19 protein-coding genes are annotated in these 19,160 nt (G+C 30.2%); all 19 read right to left on the bottom strand.

From position 1 onward, the window contains the following. Window positions 1-75: 75 nt before the first annotated feature. Window positions 76-402 carry a hypothetical protein gene (locus BLS77_RS03515; protein ID WP_089965912.1) on the bottom strand — a complete coding sequence of 109 codons (327 nt, stop codon included), beginning with the start codon at window positions 400-402 and terminating at the stop codon, window positions 76-78. Next, entirely contained in the window at window positions 362-1,369 is a 1,008-nt protein-coding gene (locus BLS77_RS03510) for a hypothetical protein (protein ID WP_089965910.1), read from the bottom strand. The genes BLS77_RS03515 and BLS77_RS03510 overlap by 41 nt, the downstream gene beginning before the upstream one ends. 883 nt (window positions 1,370-2,252) lie before the next feature. After that, a complete protein-coding gene (locus BLS77_RS03505; RefSeq protein WP_175490754.1) occupies window positions 2,253-3,140 on the bottom strand; it encodes an NlpC/P60 family protein in 888 nt (295 codons plus the stop codon). Window positions 3,141-3,341: 201 nt separating this feature from the next. Next, window positions 3,342-4,034: a DUF2726 domain-containing protein gene (locus BLS77_RS03500; protein ID WP_089965907.1), complete on the bottom strand. Its 693-nt coding sequence runs from the start codon at window positions 4,032-4,034 to the stop codon at window positions 3,342-3,344. Between the two features lie 273 nt (window positions 4,035-4,307). Next, window positions 4,308-4,490, bottom strand: coding sequence for a hypothetical protein (locus BLS77_RS03495; protein ID WP_089965905.1), 183 nt, complete (start codon window positions 4,488-4,490; stop codon window positions 4,308-4,310). A gap of 447 nt (window positions 4,491-4,937) precedes the next feature. Further along, window positions 4,938-5,693 (bottom strand): DNA adenine methylase, encoded by a 756-nt coding sequence (locus BLS77_RS03490; RefSeq protein WP_089965903.1) that lies wholly within the window; start codon window positions 5,691-5,693, stop codon window positions 4,938-4,940. Window positions 5,694-5,741: 48 nt separating this feature from the next. Beyond that, a complete protein-coding gene (locus tag BLS77_RS03485) occupies window positions 5,742-6,566 on the bottom strand; it encodes an N-acetylmuramoyl-L-alanine amidase (RefSeq protein ID WP_089965901.1) in 825 nt (274 codons plus the stop codon). A 53-nt stretch (window positions 6,567-6,619) separates the two neighbouring features. Continuing rightward, a complete protein-coding gene (locus BLS77_RS03480; RefSeq protein WP_089965899.1) occupies window positions 6,620-6,865 on the bottom strand; it encodes a phage holin family protein in 246 nt (81 codons plus the stop codon). Window positions 6,866-6,881: 16 nt separating this feature from the next. Further along, the gene (locus BLS77_RS03475) at window positions 6,882-7,112 is read right to left on the bottom strand and encodes a hemolysin XhlA family protein (RefSeq protein ID WP_089965897.1); all 231 of its coding nucleotides are present in this window, start codon (window positions 7,110-7,112) and stop codon (window positions 6,882-6,884) included. A 42-nt stretch (window positions 7,113-7,154) separates the two neighbouring features. Continuing rightward, entirely contained in the window at window positions 7,155-11,861 is a 4,707-nt protein-coding gene (locus BLS77_RS03470) for a phage tail spike protein (protein ID WP_139164810.1), read from the bottom strand. A gap of 36 nt (window positions 11,862-11,897) precedes the next feature. After that, window positions 11,898-12,284 (bottom strand): hypothetical protein, encoded by a 387-nt coding sequence (locus tag BLS77_RS03465; protein WP_089965893.1) that lies wholly within the window; start codon window positions 12,282-12,284, stop codon window positions 11,898-11,900. Then, on the bottom strand, window positions 12,271-12,552 hold the full coding sequence (locus BLS77_RS03460) for a hypothetical protein (protein ID WP_175490753.1): 282 nt from the start codon (window positions 12,550-12,552) through the stop codon (window positions 12,271-12,273). The genes BLS77_RS03465 and BLS77_RS03460 overlap by 14 nt, the downstream gene beginning before the upstream one ends. Window positions 12,553-12,570: 18 nt before the next feature. Next, complete coding sequence (locus tag BLS77_RS03455) at window positions 12,571-12,906, bottom strand: hypothetical protein (protein WP_089965891.1); 336 nt, start codon at window positions 12,904-12,906, stop codon at window positions 12,571-12,573. 17 nt (window positions 12,907-12,923) lie between these two features. Next, window positions 12,924-13,058 (bottom strand): hypothetical protein, encoded by a 135-nt coding sequence (locus BLS77_RS20490; protein WP_278336635.1) that lies wholly within the window; start codon window positions 13,056-13,058, stop codon window positions 12,924-12,926. A gap of 29 nt (window positions 13,059-13,087) precedes the next feature. Beyond that, window positions 13,088-13,705 carry an Ntn hydrolase family protein gene (locus BLS77_RS03450; protein WP_089965888.1) on the bottom strand — a complete coding sequence of 206 codons (618 nt, stop codon included), beginning with the start codon at window positions 13,703-13,705 and terminating at the stop codon, window positions 13,088-13,090. A gap of 53 nt (window positions 13,706-13,758) precedes the next feature. Next, on the bottom strand, window positions 13,759-14,472 hold the full coding sequence (locus tag BLS77_RS03445) for a phage distal tail protein (RefSeq protein ID WP_089965886.1): 714 nt from the start codon (window positions 14,470-14,472) through the stop codon (window positions 13,759-13,761). Between the two features lie 4 nt (window positions 14,473-14,476). Next, window positions 14,477-18,475, bottom strand: a complete 3,999-nt coding sequence (locus BLS77_RS03440; protein WP_089965884.1) for a phage tail tape measure protein — start codon at window positions 18,473-18,475, stop codon at window positions 14,477-14,479. A 51-nt stretch (window positions 18,476-18,526) separates the two neighbouring features. Continuing rightward, window positions 18,527-18,691: a hypothetical protein gene (locus BLS77_RS03435; RefSeq protein WP_242873923.1), complete on the bottom strand. Its 165-nt coding sequence runs from the start codon at window positions 18,689-18,691 to the stop codon at window positions 18,527-18,529. Next, window positions 18,675-19,127: a hypothetical protein gene (locus tag BLS77_RS03430; RefSeq protein WP_089965882.1), complete on the bottom strand. Its 453-nt coding sequence runs from the start codon at window positions 19,125-19,127 to the stop codon at window positions 18,675-18,677. The genes BLS77_RS03435 and BLS77_RS03430 overlap by 17 nt, the downstream gene beginning before the upstream one ends. Window positions 19,128-19,160: the final 33 nt, after the last annotated feature.

Here is a 19,160-nt window from a genome sequence, read left to right as displayed (position 1 = left end):
ATAAACCTAACGAAATAATTAAAAATAATAATAATACTTGATACTTATATTTTTTCAATATTTTAATTATCATATTTAACTTTTCACCAACCTAAATTTTTCAATCATATGATCTTGTTCATAATATTTTTTACACCTGTTACATTTGTTTAATTTTAATGAAGTATGAACTATTTCTTCATTCATACAATTATCACATATTGAATAGTCTTGCTGTTTTATTATATTTTGCTCTATCATAATGTGAAAAGCATCATAAAGTCTTGTTTTGGATAATTTCAGTGTAAATAAAAAGTATGTTAAATCGATATCTTTAATTCCTAATTCTTTTTCCACTAAAACAAATTTTTCTACAATTAACTTAATATCGCAATTTACAGAAGTCATATACTTCGTTTCCATCAATGAATTCTTCACACACACTTTGTAATACCTCCTCATCAAATATCCCTGTTTCTATATTAATCTCTCCTGTGCTTTTTAATTTTACTAACTCTGAGTTAATTTTACACTCTATAGCGCTTATAGAATAATTATGTTTTATAACAAGTTCTTTAATTGCATTTATAGAACATTCATCATGCGTAAATTCATGTGCTATACTTCTAGTAGATTTTTTACTACCAATTAAGTTCATTGTTTCAACTAAACTAATCATTTTTCTACTATCTTTATTTTCAATTTCTTCCATATATTCTAAAAAATATAATCTTAATGAATCACTTATTATATAAGAAAGTATATTTCCTTGAGTAGCCTTAGTAAACAGTTCATAAAAAGCTTTTTTCTTTTTAGTATATTCACTCCCATTATTTATGTTATTTACTGGTAAATCATTATAGAACATAAATATTATTTTTTCAGATAAATCTATTATTATATTATAGCAATCATAAATATTAGTATTTTTATTCATATGTATTCCATTATTATTTATTTCTTCAGAATAATTTATTATCTTAGCTAATTTAATTTCTACAAATCTCTCCTGTTCATAATAATAAGTAACCTTATAAATATCATCTAATTCTCCAACAACTTCCTTATTACATTGAATTCCTATTCTATTATTCCTTTTAAATTCTGAATTAAAAACACTATTAGTTAATTCTTCATGAACTGGAAATTCTGGATTACTCTTTAAAGGTTTCATAGATAAAATAGATAACCTTTTATAATAATTTTTTTCTATTAAAGAAAGTAGAATATCTTCATCTATATTTTTATATGCTTTTATATTTCTTGCAAAATCTTTTACAGATATTTCTCTAATTTCATATGCAAACTTCTTTTTTATAATTTTTTTTATATAATTAAAATTTATATCTAATAGTTCAATTCTTTCCCATCTTTTTATATTTATACTCACATTTTTTCCTCTTTTCCTTATATTTATTTATATTCAGAAAAATATGTGTTAATATAATATATATTAACTGAAACACATATTTTCTTTTGAAACCAATTATGATTAGTCGTCATAGTGGTTTCTTTCATTATATAGCTTGGACCACTTCAAATCAATGAATTCGACAAAACAATACTTTCATCCATTTTTTTATATAATATTTATAATCAAATCATTACTTTCAATGGAATTTAACTTAAGAAACTAAACATATATTGTAAATAAAAACTTTTTTAGAATATATGTATATAATTTTTAATATGGGCATATAATATAATATCGACCTAGGATTGATTCTAAAAATAAATAAGGAGTATTTATTTTGACAAATACAGTTTTTTATATTCTTTTATTTACTTTATTGGGAATAGTTATTACTTTTTTAGCTATCGTAGTTATACTATTAATTGCTAAAAAATAATTAACGCCTGAGTTTAAAGTAAATTTATAGGTATTTAGTTAATTGTAAATATCCTATATTTACAGAGTATAAACAATCAAACAAAATGAATTCTCCTTTTAAATACAAAAATAAGGCTATTGGTAATCCAATAGCCTTATTTTTATATTATATTTAGTTAAAATAAACTTGTTTCAATAGATATAAAAATTAAATTAAAGGCTAATTATATCTTAGAGTATTGATAATCCCTGTAATAGGTTCATTCTTTAAGACAATTACTTTTATAAAGATATTTAAATAAAATAAAGGCTAGAAAATAGATTTTAAGCCATTTGTAAGCTATGATTTTTTTAAATTCATAGCTTTTGAATATAAGTATGACTAAAAACAAAAAAATTAGAGAGTAAATTAATACTCTCTAATTTTTTCTTTTAATTATTTTTATTGTACTCTTCTTGCAGTATAAAAATCATATATTGGACCTTCGATAACATTAACACCTTCTCGGGAGTTATGGATCATTTGTCCGTTTGATGTATAGATTCCAACATGATTTCCACCGATTGTAAATACCAAATCTCCCGCTTTAAGATCAGCTCTTGAAACAACACTACCTTGATTCATTTGATTCCAAGTAGTTCTACCTAAAGATAATCCTTGATGCGCAAAAATATGTTTAGTAAATGATGAACAATCAAATACATGATTTGATTGATTATCTGCACCATATACATATGATACAAGTGACTTATGGGCTCTAGCTTGATCTACTATAGCTTGACCACGATCAATAGTAGGTGTCGTTGTATTTGGATAATCCCCTCTTGTTCTAATTTGAACTTCCATTGCTTCAATCCTACGAGCTTGTCCAACTGTACCTGCTATTTCACCATTCTTTTGCCAAGGTAACCATCCTGTATGTTCTACATGGACTCTATAAAATATATCTATTCCAGGATCTGCACCTGTTACTTTATCTTTTAATTTAATTTTTATAGCTTCAAGTCTTAAAGACTCTCCTATAGTTCCTGCATTTTCCCCACTTTTATTCCACGGTAACCATCCTCTATCTTGCACATGTGCTTGATATTCTATAGTATAAGACGCAGAAGGGTTTACTTCCATTCTAAATGTTTCAAGTCTTTTACCTAAACCAATAGTCCCAGATGTTTGTCCATCTGATACTGCATTTTGCCAACCTACATCTTGAACCTGTGATATATACCATACATCACCTGCTTTAGCCGCATGTGCAATATCTTTTGGCAACATTGTAAAAATTACTAACGTTGCAATGAAAATTGATATAGCTCTTTTTTTGATTTTCATACTCATCCTCCTTTAATATTATATGTAATATAGTTATCCCCATTTTATAACTATATTGCATATAATATCACATAATGTTAATATATGATATTAAAAACATAATTTTGTTGTTTTAAAATCCAAAACAACAAATAAAAAAGGCTAGAAAACAAAGATTTCTCTCTATTTTCTAGCTCTTTTAATTTACCTTATATAAATTAATTATAATATATTAAAATCTATATTTTCCGTATTCTTACAATTGTTATCTTTATAGTTAGAACACCCGTAGAAGTCCTTTCTCCCCTCTACCCCTTTTATCTTTTTCATTAAAGCTCCACATTCACTACAATAAATAGGAGCTTTCCTAATCGCCTTAACAATTAACTCTTCTAAAGTTTCTTTTGTATATTTACCTGATTTTATTCGTATTAGATCTATACCATATTTTTTTATCATTTCATCTTTAAATGTATCATTTAGTATTTGACTTTCTTCATTATGTTCTTTTCCATCTAATTCTATAGCAACTAAAGGTCTTAAACTTATATTAGAAAAAATAACAAAATCTATATGATAACTGCTTAGGTGAGATCTATTCCTATAGGTATTATCTTTAGGAACAAATAATTCCCTTAAGGATACATGTGGAAATACCAGTACTCTATTACCTATAATATCCCGTATCATTTTATATACTTTAAATTCTTCTTTGCTATCCCAAAATTTTTCTTTTTGGGAATGATAAAATTTAGCTTGATTTTGTCTTTTCCTCTTTTTATCATCTAACGTTAATTCTTTTTCCTCTTTATTCCCACTTTTTCTTTCTATATTAGGTTTCCTTTCACTTTCTTTTTTGTCCGAATTATGAAATATAATCATTAAAATTATTATTACTATTATTGCAAATTTCACTTTTACTTTCCTCCCTTTATATTTACTATACTATTTTCCTTTAAAATCAAAATACCTTAATATATTACAACATTCTCATATTCTATACAAATATTTCAATGACTTTACATTTATATATTTAATTTTATTATGTGCTATATGATATATCTATTTGTTTTTTTATATTATAGATAAAAAAAATTCTATTATGAATGAATTTAAGGATGGGATTTTAAATAAATATGAAATAAAAAAAGCTAGAAAGTAGAGATCACGTCCCCACTTTCTAGCTAATTATTTTAGTTCTTCTCTTCTAATTTTTATTAAACTTTCCAGTTCTTCCAAGTCTTCTAATGTAGCTTTATTTTTTATAAAACTTCGAGCTGAACTTCTACTCTTCAAATAATTAGAGTACTCTTTATTTTTTTCTTCCCACTTCTTATTTGCCGATGCTTGTGTGGTTGTATTTTCTGCCATGATTAATTTGCTCCTTTATTTACTTAATAATATAAAAATAGATATTAAGCTTATTATTAATGATACTATACTTATTGTTAATGTGATTTTATCTATCTTTTTCATAATGCTTTACCTCCTTAACTTTTATGATATAATAAAGTTAAGAAGAAGATTTAAGGAACGGAAGGGCTTTGTGCCCCTCCTCTTGATTACTTATTTAATATAAGTATTAGATTTATTATAGCTATTACCAAGTTTACCAAGACCGTTGTAAAAACTATTAAATCTTTTATTTCAATTCCTTTTTTCTTCTTCTTTTTCTTTTGCATTTCCTCACCTCCCTATAATATTATTATACTACATGTAGTATAATAAGTCAACACTTTTTACCAATATTTATTATTTATTTTACGAAATAAAAAAGGCTAGAAAATAAGGATTATCCCTACTTTCTAGCCTTATTGATTAATAATTAGTTATTATAAGTTCTTTGTATTTACCTCTCGCATCTGTTTGTCTAGATACAGAATAAACAACTTCAACTTCTTTGATGTTAAAATCTTTATATAATTCTCTTATTCTTTCATGGTCATTTATAGTAAGTAAAAACTTACCTTTAATATTACTTAATTTTTTAAACAATATTAGTTGTTCTTTTTCTCCAAATTCATTGTTATATCCTGCTGTTTCATAATATGGAGGATCTGCAAAGAAAACTGTATGTTCTCTATCATACTTTTCTATTATTTCTTCAAAGGATAAACTCTCAACAAATGTATTTTGCAATCTATCTCTTATTGGCTCTAGATAGGTTTCTTTAAACATTTTTTGATTAGGTAAAGTGGTTGTCCCATACCCATAGTGGTCCCCTTTAGATGCAAAGCTATAGTTTATAAGATATAAAAACCTAATTGCTCTATTAATATCTGTTAAATATTCTAAAGTGCAATTTTTATATTCCTCAAATATACCCCTTCCTGAAAACTCATATTTTAATAATCGTTCCATTTCTGGACCATGATGTTTAATCATTTTAAACATATTAATAAGTTCTTTATCCACATCATTTACTACCTCTATTTTTGATGGTTCTTTTCCAAAATAGACCCATCCTGCTCCAAAAAATAATTCTACATAGCATGTACTTTCTGGTAACATTTCTATTATCACTTTTCTTAATTTTGACTTCCCGCCCATGCGGGAGATTGGTGGCTTTAACATTTTATTTCTCCTTTGTACTTTACGTTTTTATCATTCGATTATTTTTATTTATTTTCCTAATTTAGCTTGTAGATTTCTTAAAGTCGCCCAACCATCTACACCACCAGCTACAAAGTTTTCTGGTTTTAAATATCCTGTATATGTTCCTATTTTCCCACCTATTGCATATATATTTTCTACCTTACTCCAATCTATTAGTTTATAATTATTAACAGCGATACCTTCTGATAATGTTCTTGCCCAGAATTCTGCTAAAATACCATCGCCCTCAAATTCTCTTGTAAATACTACTACGTTTTTCATATTGTACTTCACTCCTTCTTCTATTATTGTATTATTTTGTTTTACTGCTTGATTTAATATCCCAGCTACAATGCAATCTGCATATTTTTGTATATTTAATTTATTGCAATCCTCTTTATTATCTATAAAGAAACACTCTACTAATAAAGCTGGAATACTAGCTGATCCATAAAGTCCAACTAAAGCTAGACTTTCACAACCATTTTTAAATCCCCTATTATCCATATCAAATCCAGTGGCTATATTACTACAAATCCTATTACACATATCCTTGCATAAATTATCCCCCCATACTTCTACACCGGTTCCTCCACCAGCATTTATATGGATAGAAATAGATTGTACAGGTTCTATTCGCTTGATCTTATCTACTCTATAATTTAAAGATTGTGCTACACTATTAGCTGATTCTAATTGTATTGGATATGCTATATGACCTTTGGCTATTAGACCTTGTACAACTAAATTCCCTATTCTTCTTGTCAGCACCTCCTCTCTTAATCCATTACCTCCCGCACCTGTATCTGAGCCTGAAAGGCAATGTCCAAAGTCTACTGTATAAACCGCCATAATAATTCCTCCTTATATTTTTATAATAAAAGAGAGCTTTTCAGCCCTCCCATTTAACCTTTAAAATCTGTTACTTCACCTGCAGGTTTGATTTCTGATACAAACGGTAAATCCATTTTAGGAGTAGTTGGATTATTCATCACGCCCAATACAACTCCTAATGAGCATACAAGTTTTATAGTATTATCTAGCCATACTAAATCCACTTTAAACCCAAATTGGTTAGCTATTAAAGCACCTATACTTACCACACTAATGACTGTACCTACATTTTTAAATCTTAATAAATAATTCTTCATTTTACATCCATCCTTTTTATTTAATATTTATAATAAGAGCTATTAAAGCACTAATTAAAGCTGCTCCAATAGCCCTCCATAACCATTTATTTGTATCTTCTAAATCACTAATTCTGTTATTTGCTACTTTGATTTTATCTTCAAAATTTAAAAATTTTAGATCTGTTGTTTCCACCATGCTTTTAAGAGTACCTTTTATCTCTATTAAGCTTTCTCGAATCTCTTGTATTACATCTATATCAGCCATTCCACACCATCCCTTATTTTTTTTATATTAAAAGAGCAACTACTATTTAAGTAATTGCTCTAGTTTTTTATTTAATTCTTCTATTGTTAGTTGCTGATTTTGTACATTTTTCCATAGAATAGAACACATAGAGTATAAGTCAATACCATCTGAACTAGAGGGGTGCATGAATGCCCTACCATCTTCTGAAAGTTCTTCTAAGATAACTCCAATTTTAACATCTGCCTTTATGGGATTTTCCCCATTTGGAAGTAAGACTGTCGGCATTTTTTCTATTTGTTCTAAATCTTTCTTTAGATTGTATTCTTTTATAGTAGAACTCATTAAAATATCTTTGAAATTTACTGTATCGGGGGACATAATATTTTCTTTAAACACTTCGCTTGAAGACACCGTAAAACTACTAGCTTGAATCATACAATAACCGCCATCACCTGCCCATCTAGCTTGTACGCTAGGTGTCCCACTACCTAATAATTTTAGCATTGTTGTTTTACCAAAAAGTGAAGTATGTCCTTGCCCATCCACTCCTAAAGAAACAAAATTAGTTCCATTATTTGAATTTCCGTTAAAAAATCTAGTATATGCAGTATCTATTAATACGTAGTCATATGGGTTTAATTGCATTCTTAATGCTCCGCCACTAGCATCAATCTTACAGTTTTCACCAAATAACTTAATTTGATTATCCCGTGGCTGTAATCTACCACTAAAACTAATTCCACTAGCATCACCCTTTAGAACCTCGTTACCAGCTCCATCAAGCACCCTTATTGCTCCATTGTAGATAGTTACACCACCTGAATCAATTGATGTGTTCCCACTATATACCTCATTACTATTGGGTACCCAAGGAGTTACCATTGTTCCTTTGGCTAGCATTATATTAGTTATCGAAGCAACTGCTGTGGTTGGCCCGCCGTATATAAATGGTTTAAAGAATGTGTCTACATCAGGTCTTGTAATAAAGTGTACATATAAGTCTTGCCACCGTGCTAAGATAGTTCCTTGATTATGGTCAATAACAGTTACGAATGAATTATTAGCCTCACTTGTGCCTACCCAAAAATGTAAAGGGGTGCTAGCACTTCCTGATCCTGCAACGTCTGAATAGAACTTAGCGGAGTATACGTAATCAACACCTCTCTCGAGTTTTATCCAGCCCTCGAAATTTATACCATTAGGCATTGACATAGCAAATGCGCTTCCCATTTCATAATACTCTCTATTGAACCTGGTACCTCCATTATTACGCCAACCATTCGTATTTAATAAAGCCTTTCCATTTGGTATTAAATTATATCCGCCACTGCTTTTAAATGTCGCTCTCCACTCACTATCCGTAAGTACAACCGAACCTTTAGTCGCAAAAGTATTATTAGCATTACCAGTTGTAATGTAAGTATTAGATACTTCTTGCTTGATACTATTTGCACTTTGATTAATAGCACTAGTCATTGCACTAGTATTTGAATAAGCATTTAATTTACCATCTGTACTAGCATTAGCACTATTAATAGCATCTGTTTTAGCTGTGGTAATAGTAGCTTGTACGGTAGAAATTATTGCACTATCTGTTATTTTAAGTTCCGCCGCTTTAAGTCTAGTATCTTGAGCTATAACTTTATTATCTATTGAGGTAGACTTCTTTTCTTCTGCACTAACTCTACTTGTAATTCCATTTAATTCTATTGCCACATCTGCTAATTTATTATTTGTAATTGATATAGTTTTTTCAGTAGAATCCTTTAAATTACGCACGCTACCACTTATAGACTCAACGCCATCTTGAGCATTTTTAGCAGCAGTTGCCGCTTTCTGTGCTGCTGTTGTTGCAGTACCTGCATTAGTTAAAGCACTATTAGCAGTTTTAGTTGTAGCAGTAACTGTACTATCTACACTAGATACGGCTAACTTAATAGCATTTGTTTCTAGTAATATTTCTGCTTTAGCTTGGTTAATATTAGTTGTATTTATAGTAATAGTATCTGCAATTTGCTGGTCTACGTCTTCTGGAGCTGATACATAGCTTGTAGCTTTATTTCCTTCTTCTAATTTAATATTAGTAAACCAAAGCGTATTCCCAGTTGGCCCATTCGCTTTATTATTATCTATTCTTATATATCCGTCATAAACATCTATTGGGATTTTCATTGTTGCGGTAAGAGTAATCCATTCCCCTTTTATACTTTTGTACATATTTATAAATTGAGGTGCATAATCCCAATCTTTAATTGAATCTTTCTTTCTCATAAGGAAAAATACATCTATACTATCCACATTGGTTTCCAAAAATACTTTTATAGAAAAAGTGTATTCCTTACCCCCTTCTAATTTGCATCTTTGCGTACTAGCATACTTTTCTGATGTTGAGCTTGTGTTAGTTATAATGAAGGTATTCTCGTCTAGCAGAATACTATTGCGAATTATAGCTCCACTCCAGCTATTTGTGGTTACAGGTTTACTAGAGTTCCTTATTAAATTCCTACCCCCAACAACTATATTAGTAATAGCTGTATCTATGTTTGTTTGACATACCTTCAATGATATTGTAGTTTTTAACTGTAAAATCTCATTATTGGCAGTACTTACAGATTTATTAATGCCATCTATACTAGTTTCAGAACTTCCAACTCTAGTTGTTATACCATCTAGGCTCTTATTAACTTCCACAACATCTGTGGTAACTTTTTTAATATCTCCTGTATGGGCATCTAGTAAAGTTGTATGTTTCCCTATCGTTTCAACACTACTATTTACTGTAGCAACTGTTTTACTATATTCATCCTTTAATTTTGTTGTAACTCCATCTTTAACTATACTTGTGTCGGATATTAAAGTATCTATTTTACCTTGCTGAACTCCAATTGATGTAGTATGAGATTCTGTTAAATTCTTTGTTCCATCTGCTTGGCTTTTCAAACCATTAAAAGCTAAATCCAAAGTTTGGTTTTGGTTATCTAATTTAATTTTAGTTGCCTTAAGTGTAGTTGTATTAGTGTCCTTATTAAATCCTTCTGCAAAACTACTATAATCTAATTGCTTCTCTCCTATAGCATCCGCTCCAATCATTTCCTTTACTATTAAATCATTTGCAATGGCATCTTTTTTTATGCCTGTATGGTCTATTAATGCTGTTACTCCATCTTCTCCACGTAAAATAAAGTTAAAATTTCCTTGAGTATCTTTACCCATTTGAATTCTAACTTTGCCATTTTTATCTTTAAATTGTTGAGTAGCTCCTACAATTTCTATTCCACCATCTGCACTTTTAATTGTAAATTTATTAGTGTTTATTATACCAGCATTAATTTTAGATACATCTACGGTATCTATCATTGCATTTTTAATAAATCCATTTGCAACTGTTACTTTATCACTTGTTAAATTTAAAGATTGGATATTTGTAGATGTTAAATTACCTGCTAGTAATGTTTGAATATTTCCTGTATCTGCTTCTAATACATTCACTCTTGCATTAGTTGCCTTTAGATCTAGTATATTAGCCTTATCTGCTTTTAAATCAGTTATGCTAGCATTAATTGCTTTTAAATCAGTTATATTGGCTTTCGTTACATTAAGAATCCCTATATTAGCTATCACAGCATTAAGAGAGCCTATATCTGCTTTATCTGCATATAGATGTTCTATTTTAGCATTAACTGCCGTTAAGTCAGTTATTCTTACTACATTAGCTTCTAAGTCATATATCTTTTTTGAACTAATACCATTTATAGCATTGCCATCTATTGTTCCATCATCTACTGTAATATTATTTACAGTATTCGAGGTATCTTGAAATTCTTTCTGTAGATCTTCAAATTTCAAGGTTGTATTTGCAATTTCGCAAGTATTCCTTTCTGGCTCTTCTGGATACTCTACAATTTTAACTATTCTTTGTTTTTCTTTAATTTCTTTATCTTTAGATATTAAAGTAATGGTATCTCCTAGCTTATAGTTTAGAATATCTTTGTATTCAATATTCATACTTGCTAAATCTATAACATTAGCACTATATGCCCTGTAGGGTTTACTTAGTTCATTTAGCTTAGCCATAGCATCTTCTGTAAGCGCATTTATATCTGTATATCTATCATCTACCCAAATAAAAGTTTTCTTCTTAGAGCTATACTGATAATTCTCTAAAGTAACTCTTAAATCATCTTTTCCAATTGCAATAATTCTAGTATAAAAATCATAACTATTACTCTGTACATCAAGATCCTTTAGATTCAAAGATTCAATAAAATAAGTTCCTTTATCAGTACCACACCTTTCAAAGATATTAATTTTCTTATTTAAAGTATCAAATTCTATCTCTGCCCTATAATTCTTTTTAGCTTCCTGTATGATTTCCCAAGTACTACTATTAGTCTTTCTTACAGTTCTTCGCCTAGTTACATTACACGTCCCTACAATCCACCCAGTACCTGCTAATGCCAATGTAAGAGATTCATTTATAGTCTTATTAGTTGTATCGAAGTGCTCAAATACATTGCCTTCTAAATCTTCTACATTTAAATCTGCCTTTATGGTTTTCCATTCTCCAGCGGTACCTAGTTCTTTAATTACAAATTCATCCGTCTTGGTCCTTATATACCCTTCTGCCACAATTTCATTAGACATTTTTAAAGGGTATAAAAAAGAGAGCTTCTTATCTCCATTCGATAAGTTGCTCTCTATACAATAATCTTTGTAGTTTTTTAATCCTGCTATTTTAACTTTATTTAAATCATATAATTGAAGCATAGCCACACCTCCCTCCTTAAAAATTTGTGGCCATAACTATTCTTCTATCATATAATCTATTAGCATTAATTCGCCTGGTGATATAGCATAATTTCCATTTAAAAGCTCATTAATATTGAATTTGTGAATGTCTATTTCATTTTCTATTTCACCTAACTCCTTAATGTCCTTGCTCCACTCATCTAAAGATTCTTTTTGAATTGTAATTTCGTTATTCTCTCCTACTTCAGTTTTGCCCGCTGCATCTTTTACGCTGTACTTATCAATTAGCTTTTGCTTTTCACCATTATAAATCTTTAAAACCGATTGGATCTTGGCAACATTTTTGGCTATAGCATAACTAACTTTCACCGGTAAATTCTTCTGTGTAATTTGGCTTAATCCATTTGCATCATTTAATAATCTTTCATTAGTTAATTTCATTTTTTATTCCTCCTTTAGTTACCGCTGCTGCTTCTTCCATTTCTTTAGAAATCTGATCTTCTACTTCATATACTTCAGTATCGAATGCATCCATGTCTTTTCTACACTCCACTTTATTAGCTTTATAAAGTTCTTGATTGCTAATAGATTTATTTATATTCGCATTGCTATTCCCATCTGTTGAAATAGCAGCACTCATATATACTACTTGCACCCCTCCTATTTCTGATACTCCATTTAAAGTTATGTTTTTATTAATTTTTAACATTTTACATCATCCTTCCTTTTATATTAATTTATTATTTTTTAAAGTTTCAATATTAGCTTTTCTTAAAAGTGTTTCATCAACTTTCATCTTACAATCACTTATAGCAAGCGAATCATTTTTAAAAGAATCACATTGCAAGTAGCCTACAGTAGCCTTGCAACACTCCACATTACATATAGTACCCGTAATGTTTAACTCTCCACCTATTATTTCAATACCATCTTTTAATATCTTAGTGGCTTTTGGGTCAGTTATTGAATTTACTACCTTTATTATTTCATCAATTTTATCAGCCATAACTATACATTCTTCAGTAATACTCTTTGTTTTGTTAAAATCTAATTCTTTTATCATTAATAATTCCTCCTAAATTAAAAGAGACTCTCTTTCGAAAGTCTCTTTTGGTTTAAAGTTATTTGTAGGTTTTTATCATTAACACTTATATCTATATCAATGTTATCAAGGTTAATTATATAAGTCTCTTTAACTGTAATATCAGTTTTCAAAACAATTTTACCTGAATCAAAAATTTAAATCATCTCCTTATTACTTCAAAAAATTTATTCTTATTTATTGTTCTAGATTTTTCAGATGCTATATCTATACATTCTTTCATTGTTATTTTTATATCGTCTACTCCAAAACTTGTATTCCTACACAGCAGTTTATAAAATAACAAATCCTCTATACCATCTGGATTCATCATACAATAACTTAAGGTGTCTCCCTCCGGTATATGCTCTTCGGTTGTAAAATAAGATTTAATATATATTTTATTAAAATCATAATCTATTGACTTTATTGTTTTGAATTTAATTTGTCCTTTATTAATCCCTCCGATTACTATTTGCATTTTAATTTTTATCCCTTTACTTATATAATTTCCAAAAACATTCCCAGCCTTTTGATTTAGTAAATTGAATAATTTATCTAGATCTTTTTCGTTTTTATAGTACATCTTTAAATAATCTACAACTTCCACGCAAGGTTCTTTACTCCCACCATATCCGATGCAGATCGTTTCATTTAATCTTAAAAGTTTTTTATAATTATCATCTAAGATATGAAATTCATTATCGTTCCCTCGGCTAACCCTACCATCACTCATCATTATAATATAGTCTTCCATAGCTGCTATTAATATTAGACTCATATTCCATCATCTCCTTTTGTCATTATTCGACATAAAAGGATAATGTCCTTTAATTAGATAAATCGTGGTTTATATTTTATTTTTATATCGCAATTATTTCTGCTAAATTTTAGACTATTTGTGCCTGGTTGCAAACTTGGAAAATCCCACATGTCTGTATCTCCATATTTATTTACTCCATCCACTGTAACTTTTTGGAGTTCTCCATCTAAAATAACTGTTTTACTACCTTTTAAATTTCTAATTATTATAGGATCATCAGCCAAGCCTTCCAAAATGCTATCAATAATATCTATAGTTGGAGTAATTTCTACTATACAAGGTGTTTCTAAGTTCCCTGCCACATTGATAGTTTTAGAAGTTATTCTGTTCATTACTTCTGTTATTTCAGGTTTATATTTATAATCTGATAAAAACATAACTTCTATACTTTCTGTTTCTAAATTACCCCTTATATCTATTCCTATATATTCATTGGATTTAGATTGCATTGTACAGTTATAATAAAATTCTATATCATCAAATTTTATTATACATTCCTCCATTTTTTTTAAGAAATGGCTAGTTTGTTCTTCTAATTCTTGTCTATTATTAGCTTTCAATACAAAACTGCATCTAATACTAGTGTATTTATTTTCTTTACTTAAGATCAGAGGTTTATATGCATTTTTAAGCCATTCTTTATTAGAAGTAAATTCAGCAGTACTTATATTCTTATCTAAGAGCTCTGCACCAAAGTTTTTTATATCTATATTACTTATTAGCATATAATCATCTCCTTCCTCTAGTATTCAAAGCCATTCTATTACTTGTTCTAGGTACTATTATTCTATCAATCTCCTCTCCAGCTATGGAAATTGGTATTATAATATCACCACCACTAGATGTATTCATATTGCCTACAACACTTCGAGCAACTTCTGTCGCTACTTGTCTAGCACTTTCCATAACCATAGCTTCACTGGCATCATGGTTCCATATCTTGGACCCTTTTCCGAGGTTATAAAGCTCATAACCACGCTCATGCATAGTTGTTAAACCACCTGAAAAATTATCTGTCCCAGTCCAGTTTTCTTGCACTCCCCCACCACTAATACCTACGGATAAAGGACTACCACCTATTGCCCATTTAGCAATCGACCACGCAGCTGTAAGCCACCCAAATGGATTGGATGTCTCTTTTACTTCCACCTCAACTCCATTTCTTAAAATACTATCTTTAACGCCATCATAATTACCTTCAATTGTATTAAATGCACTCGCTATTTTTGGATGATCTATTCTCTCTTCTGCTGTAATTGGCTTTCCTATAATGCTTTTAGTTGTAGCATCCCAAACGCCTTCTATCATCCCTGTTTTTTCATCTACAGACACAAAAGTTTCATGCATTTTTCCATCTGTTGTATTTTTTACATTGTACCATCCTGTTGTAGTAATTCCCAACAAACCTTCCATTCGTGAGCCATACTCTAGTAATTGTTCTCGCTTAGCCTTTTCAGCCTTTGTAAGCATTTCACCATTGTGCAAATCCATACTAGTTCCTATTTGTGAGTTGCCCTCTGCTGCAATCTTTAAATATCCAGCATATTTCTCATTTTCTTTTTGTATAGAGTCATCTCTTTGTTTCTCAAGTTTTGCAATACTACCCTTTATATAAGTTGTCTCAATTTCATTCTTTCCCTCTAAACTAAGTCTCATAGCTTCTATCATAGTGTTATAGTCTAAAGTTTCTTTTGCTACATTTTCATCTCTCATTTTAGCTTTTTCAACCATTATTTCAGAAAGTGCGGTCACATCCAAACCTTTTATCCTTGTATTAAAATCTGCCCTACTTGCTAAATCTTCTTCTTCATTTTTAACAGTTGCTTGTCTTCCAATTTCTCCTATAGCATCCAACTCTTCATCTATAAGTTTTCTAGTTGCTATCTTTGCATCTCCACTTTCTTTCTCCATTTTAATGCTTAATTCTTTAAATTTAACATTATGTTCTTCTAGCTTTATTAATTTATTTTTATTTCCATTATCCATAGCCGCTAATGTTTTTTGCTCTTCTTCATCTATTATTCCATCACTGTTAAATAACTCTTTTAATTTTGTTTGAACTTCGGGTGTTTTCTCTTCTATATTTTTCTTTACACCCTCTATAAGTTCCGACGCCTGCTGTTGTACTTGAATACCATCTGCTGTAGAAATAAAGTTTTCTATTCCGCTTCCATTTGCTATTTCTAATTTCAAAGTTCCTATTTTTTCAGTAATATCCGTTAGAGCTGCTTGGGTTTCTGGACTAATATTCTTATTCCATTCCCCATACTTTATGCCCATTGCGCTCATTTCTTCTTTGGTATTAAGAGTGACCCCTCCAAGAGTAGCCATTACACGCTCCATACCGCTTAGTTCCTCCGATGCTACATTACAAGACTTAGATAGCATTTCATTATTTTCCTGTGTTGCATAAATTGCTCCACCTACCGCCGCTACTGCTAAAGTTAGTGGCAATGCTACTGCACCTAATCCAGCCATCGATCCTGTAGTTATTGTTGTAGCAGTTCCTAACCCTTTAACAGCTCCCGCCGCTACTGGTACTGCTTTAAATAATCCGAAAAATGTTCCAACCTTTTTACCTGTTTTAAGTAAATCTCCTGTGACTTTAAAAGTTCCGCCTATAGCACTTGTTAATGGTCCCAATGCAGCTGTAGCTAATCCAGCTTTAACTATCCATTCTTGAGTACTGGGTGTTAAATTACTAAAGCCTTCTGCTAAATCTCCTAAAAACTTAACACCTTTTTCAGCTAGAGGCATTAGTTTGTTTCCCATCTCTATACCCGCTATTTTAAGTTTGTTTAGCTGAATAGCAAATTTTTCAGTTGAAGTGTTAGACATTTTCTTATAAGCATCCTCAAGTGCCTCTGTATTTTCGGTCATTTGTTTCATAGAATCATCATAAATTTTCATTCCTTGATCCGATGTTAACATCAATATTGAGTTAAGCCCTTCTACTGAACCAAACATAGTAGCCATAGCCCCAATTGGAGAGTCCGCAGCTTGTGCTAATAATTCTAATTCTTTATTTAAACTTTTATTCTCTTTTTGAAGATTTTTATACTCTGCTGATGTCTTTTTACCAGTCTTTTCAAGTTCAAGCATTTTCATTGCATTATTACCAAATGTGACTGATAATTTATCAAATTCAGGACTAGCTTTCTGCAACCCTGTTTTTAAATCTCCTAAGAAGCCAATCCACCCTTTACTTTGTAGAGAACTCACACTAAAATCTATTCCTAGAGTTTGTGCTGCTTCTCCTGCTTCTTTTGTTGGTTTAATTATGTTAGACATTGCTGCTTTTAAAGCCGTTACTGATTCTGATGTTGCTAACCCTTGTGATGTTGTACTTGCTAATGAACTGAATAATTCATTAGTTGTAATTCCAAGTGCTGCAGATACTGGTGTAACCTTACCTACCGCACTCGCTAACTCTCCGAAAGTTGTTTTACCCAAGTTTTGTGTAATTAACATCTGGTTCGCTATATCATTAGCTTTATCTGCAGTAAGCCCATAGGAATTCAAAACACTAGTAAGTCCGTCTACTGCAGTTGTTGTATCAGTAAACCCACCCTTTGCTGCTTTAACTGCAACATCAAGAAAATCAATACTTTTAGAAGTATCAACACCTGCTGAAAGTGTTTCATATAGAGCTTCATTTAAATCATTAGTACTTACTCCTGTTGTTGTTGACAGATTTTTTACACCCTCACTTATTTGATCCATGGATAATTTAGTTGTATCTGCTATTGTACTTATTTTAGAAGTTCCATGTTCAAAATCTCCGAATAACTTAGTTGCCACAGTTCCCATACCAACAAGGGGCAAAGTAACTCCCATAGTAAGCTTACTTCCTAAATTAGTTAAAGAATTTCCTATTTTATCAAATGCTCTATACTTATCATCTATTTTAGAAAATTCTTTACCTAAGATGTCTAACTTGCCCGCTAAAGTAGTAGTTTCTTTAGTTACAACCTTAAGATCTTTTCCTAACTCAACGTGAGCAATTTTCAAATCTAATACTTTAGATTTATATTCCTCAGCTTGTTTTGAATTTTTACCATATTCTTTTTCAACTGCTTTTAAAAGAGATTCATGTTTTTTAATAGTTCCTTCTAATAGATTCAATTCTTCTTTGAGTGCATCTACCTTCTTAGAATTATCAAAAATACCTTTACCCGTTTTGTCTTGAGTTAAATTAAATAATTTATAACCCTTTTCTATATTACTCATTTGAATGCTTGTTTTTTTATAACTCTCATCAAGCCTTTCCATATTCTCCGCTACATTATACGTAGTCTTAGAGGTTTTTTCTAACTCTTTCGAGAGTTCTGAATGCTTAATTTTCAAATCCAATACATGAGATTTAAAGTTTTCATATTCTTTTGAATTTTTACCACATTGCTTTTCAATGTCAGCTAGTGTTTTTTCAGATTTATTAATTTCTACATCAAGCAATTTCATACTAGATTTATAAGCATCAATCTTCTTACTATTATTTTCTAAACTTTTACCACTCGAATTATTTGCATTTTCCCAAATCTTATAACTCTTTTCTATATTAGATACTGCAGTATAAACTGATTTATCCATTATAGAACTTGATTTTTCTGCACTGGTTTGCATTTTATAAAAACCGGCTAAAGCTTTTGTTACAGATCCTTCAAATTTATCTAATCTCAAATCTAAGCTTGAATGAATACTTCCTAAATCTACACCTATTTCACTCACCTCCCTGTTTTTAGGTATAAAAAAAGAACCGCAAATGCGATTCCTTAATATTTATTTCTTACCTACCAACATATTTAATCCCGGATTATACCCTTTAGAATTATTTTTAGTTTCTTTTCTCTTAAATCGAGGTTTCTTTCCTTTTTCAACACGAATAATAAACTCAGCAATAGCTTCATCTAAGCAATAAGCTATATAATCATCCTTTATTCTCATTATTTGGCTTGGTGTCTTTTGATACATCTTTACCATGTTCACTAGTCCCAATACTTTTGGACTTGCTACGAAAGGGTTCTATAGCGCTAACACCTTTTAACGCAAAATTATATATCACCATTTTTTGCGCATCTGTAAGCCCTATTGCTTCATTCACCTCTGCAAATGTAGGTTCTACCATAGTAACCTCTGCAAATAGTTCCGATAACTCATTTAAAGTCTTTAAACCGTCATCACTATCTGGCTGAGGACCTTTCCCTTGAAACAATTCTACGACATTACCTATAAGTGGATTAGGTATTTTTCCTTTAGCTGCCAAATCCAATAAATTAACTCTCTGTAACTTACATGTAAATACATCGTCAATATCCCATCCTGGCAAATCCACCTCTATATATTTTCTAGCTTTTAATTCCTCTATATTTGTAATTTGCATATTGTTTCCTCCTTAAAATAAATTAAGAGAGCC

The organism is Clostridium gasigenes (assembly GCF_900104115.1).
GTDB lineage: Bacteria > Bacillota > Clostridia > Clostridiales > Clostridiaceae > Clostridium > Clostridium gasigenes.
The sequence above is the reverse complement of the archived record's forward strand: the minus strand, read 5'-3'. Positions and strand labels throughout refer to the sequence as shown.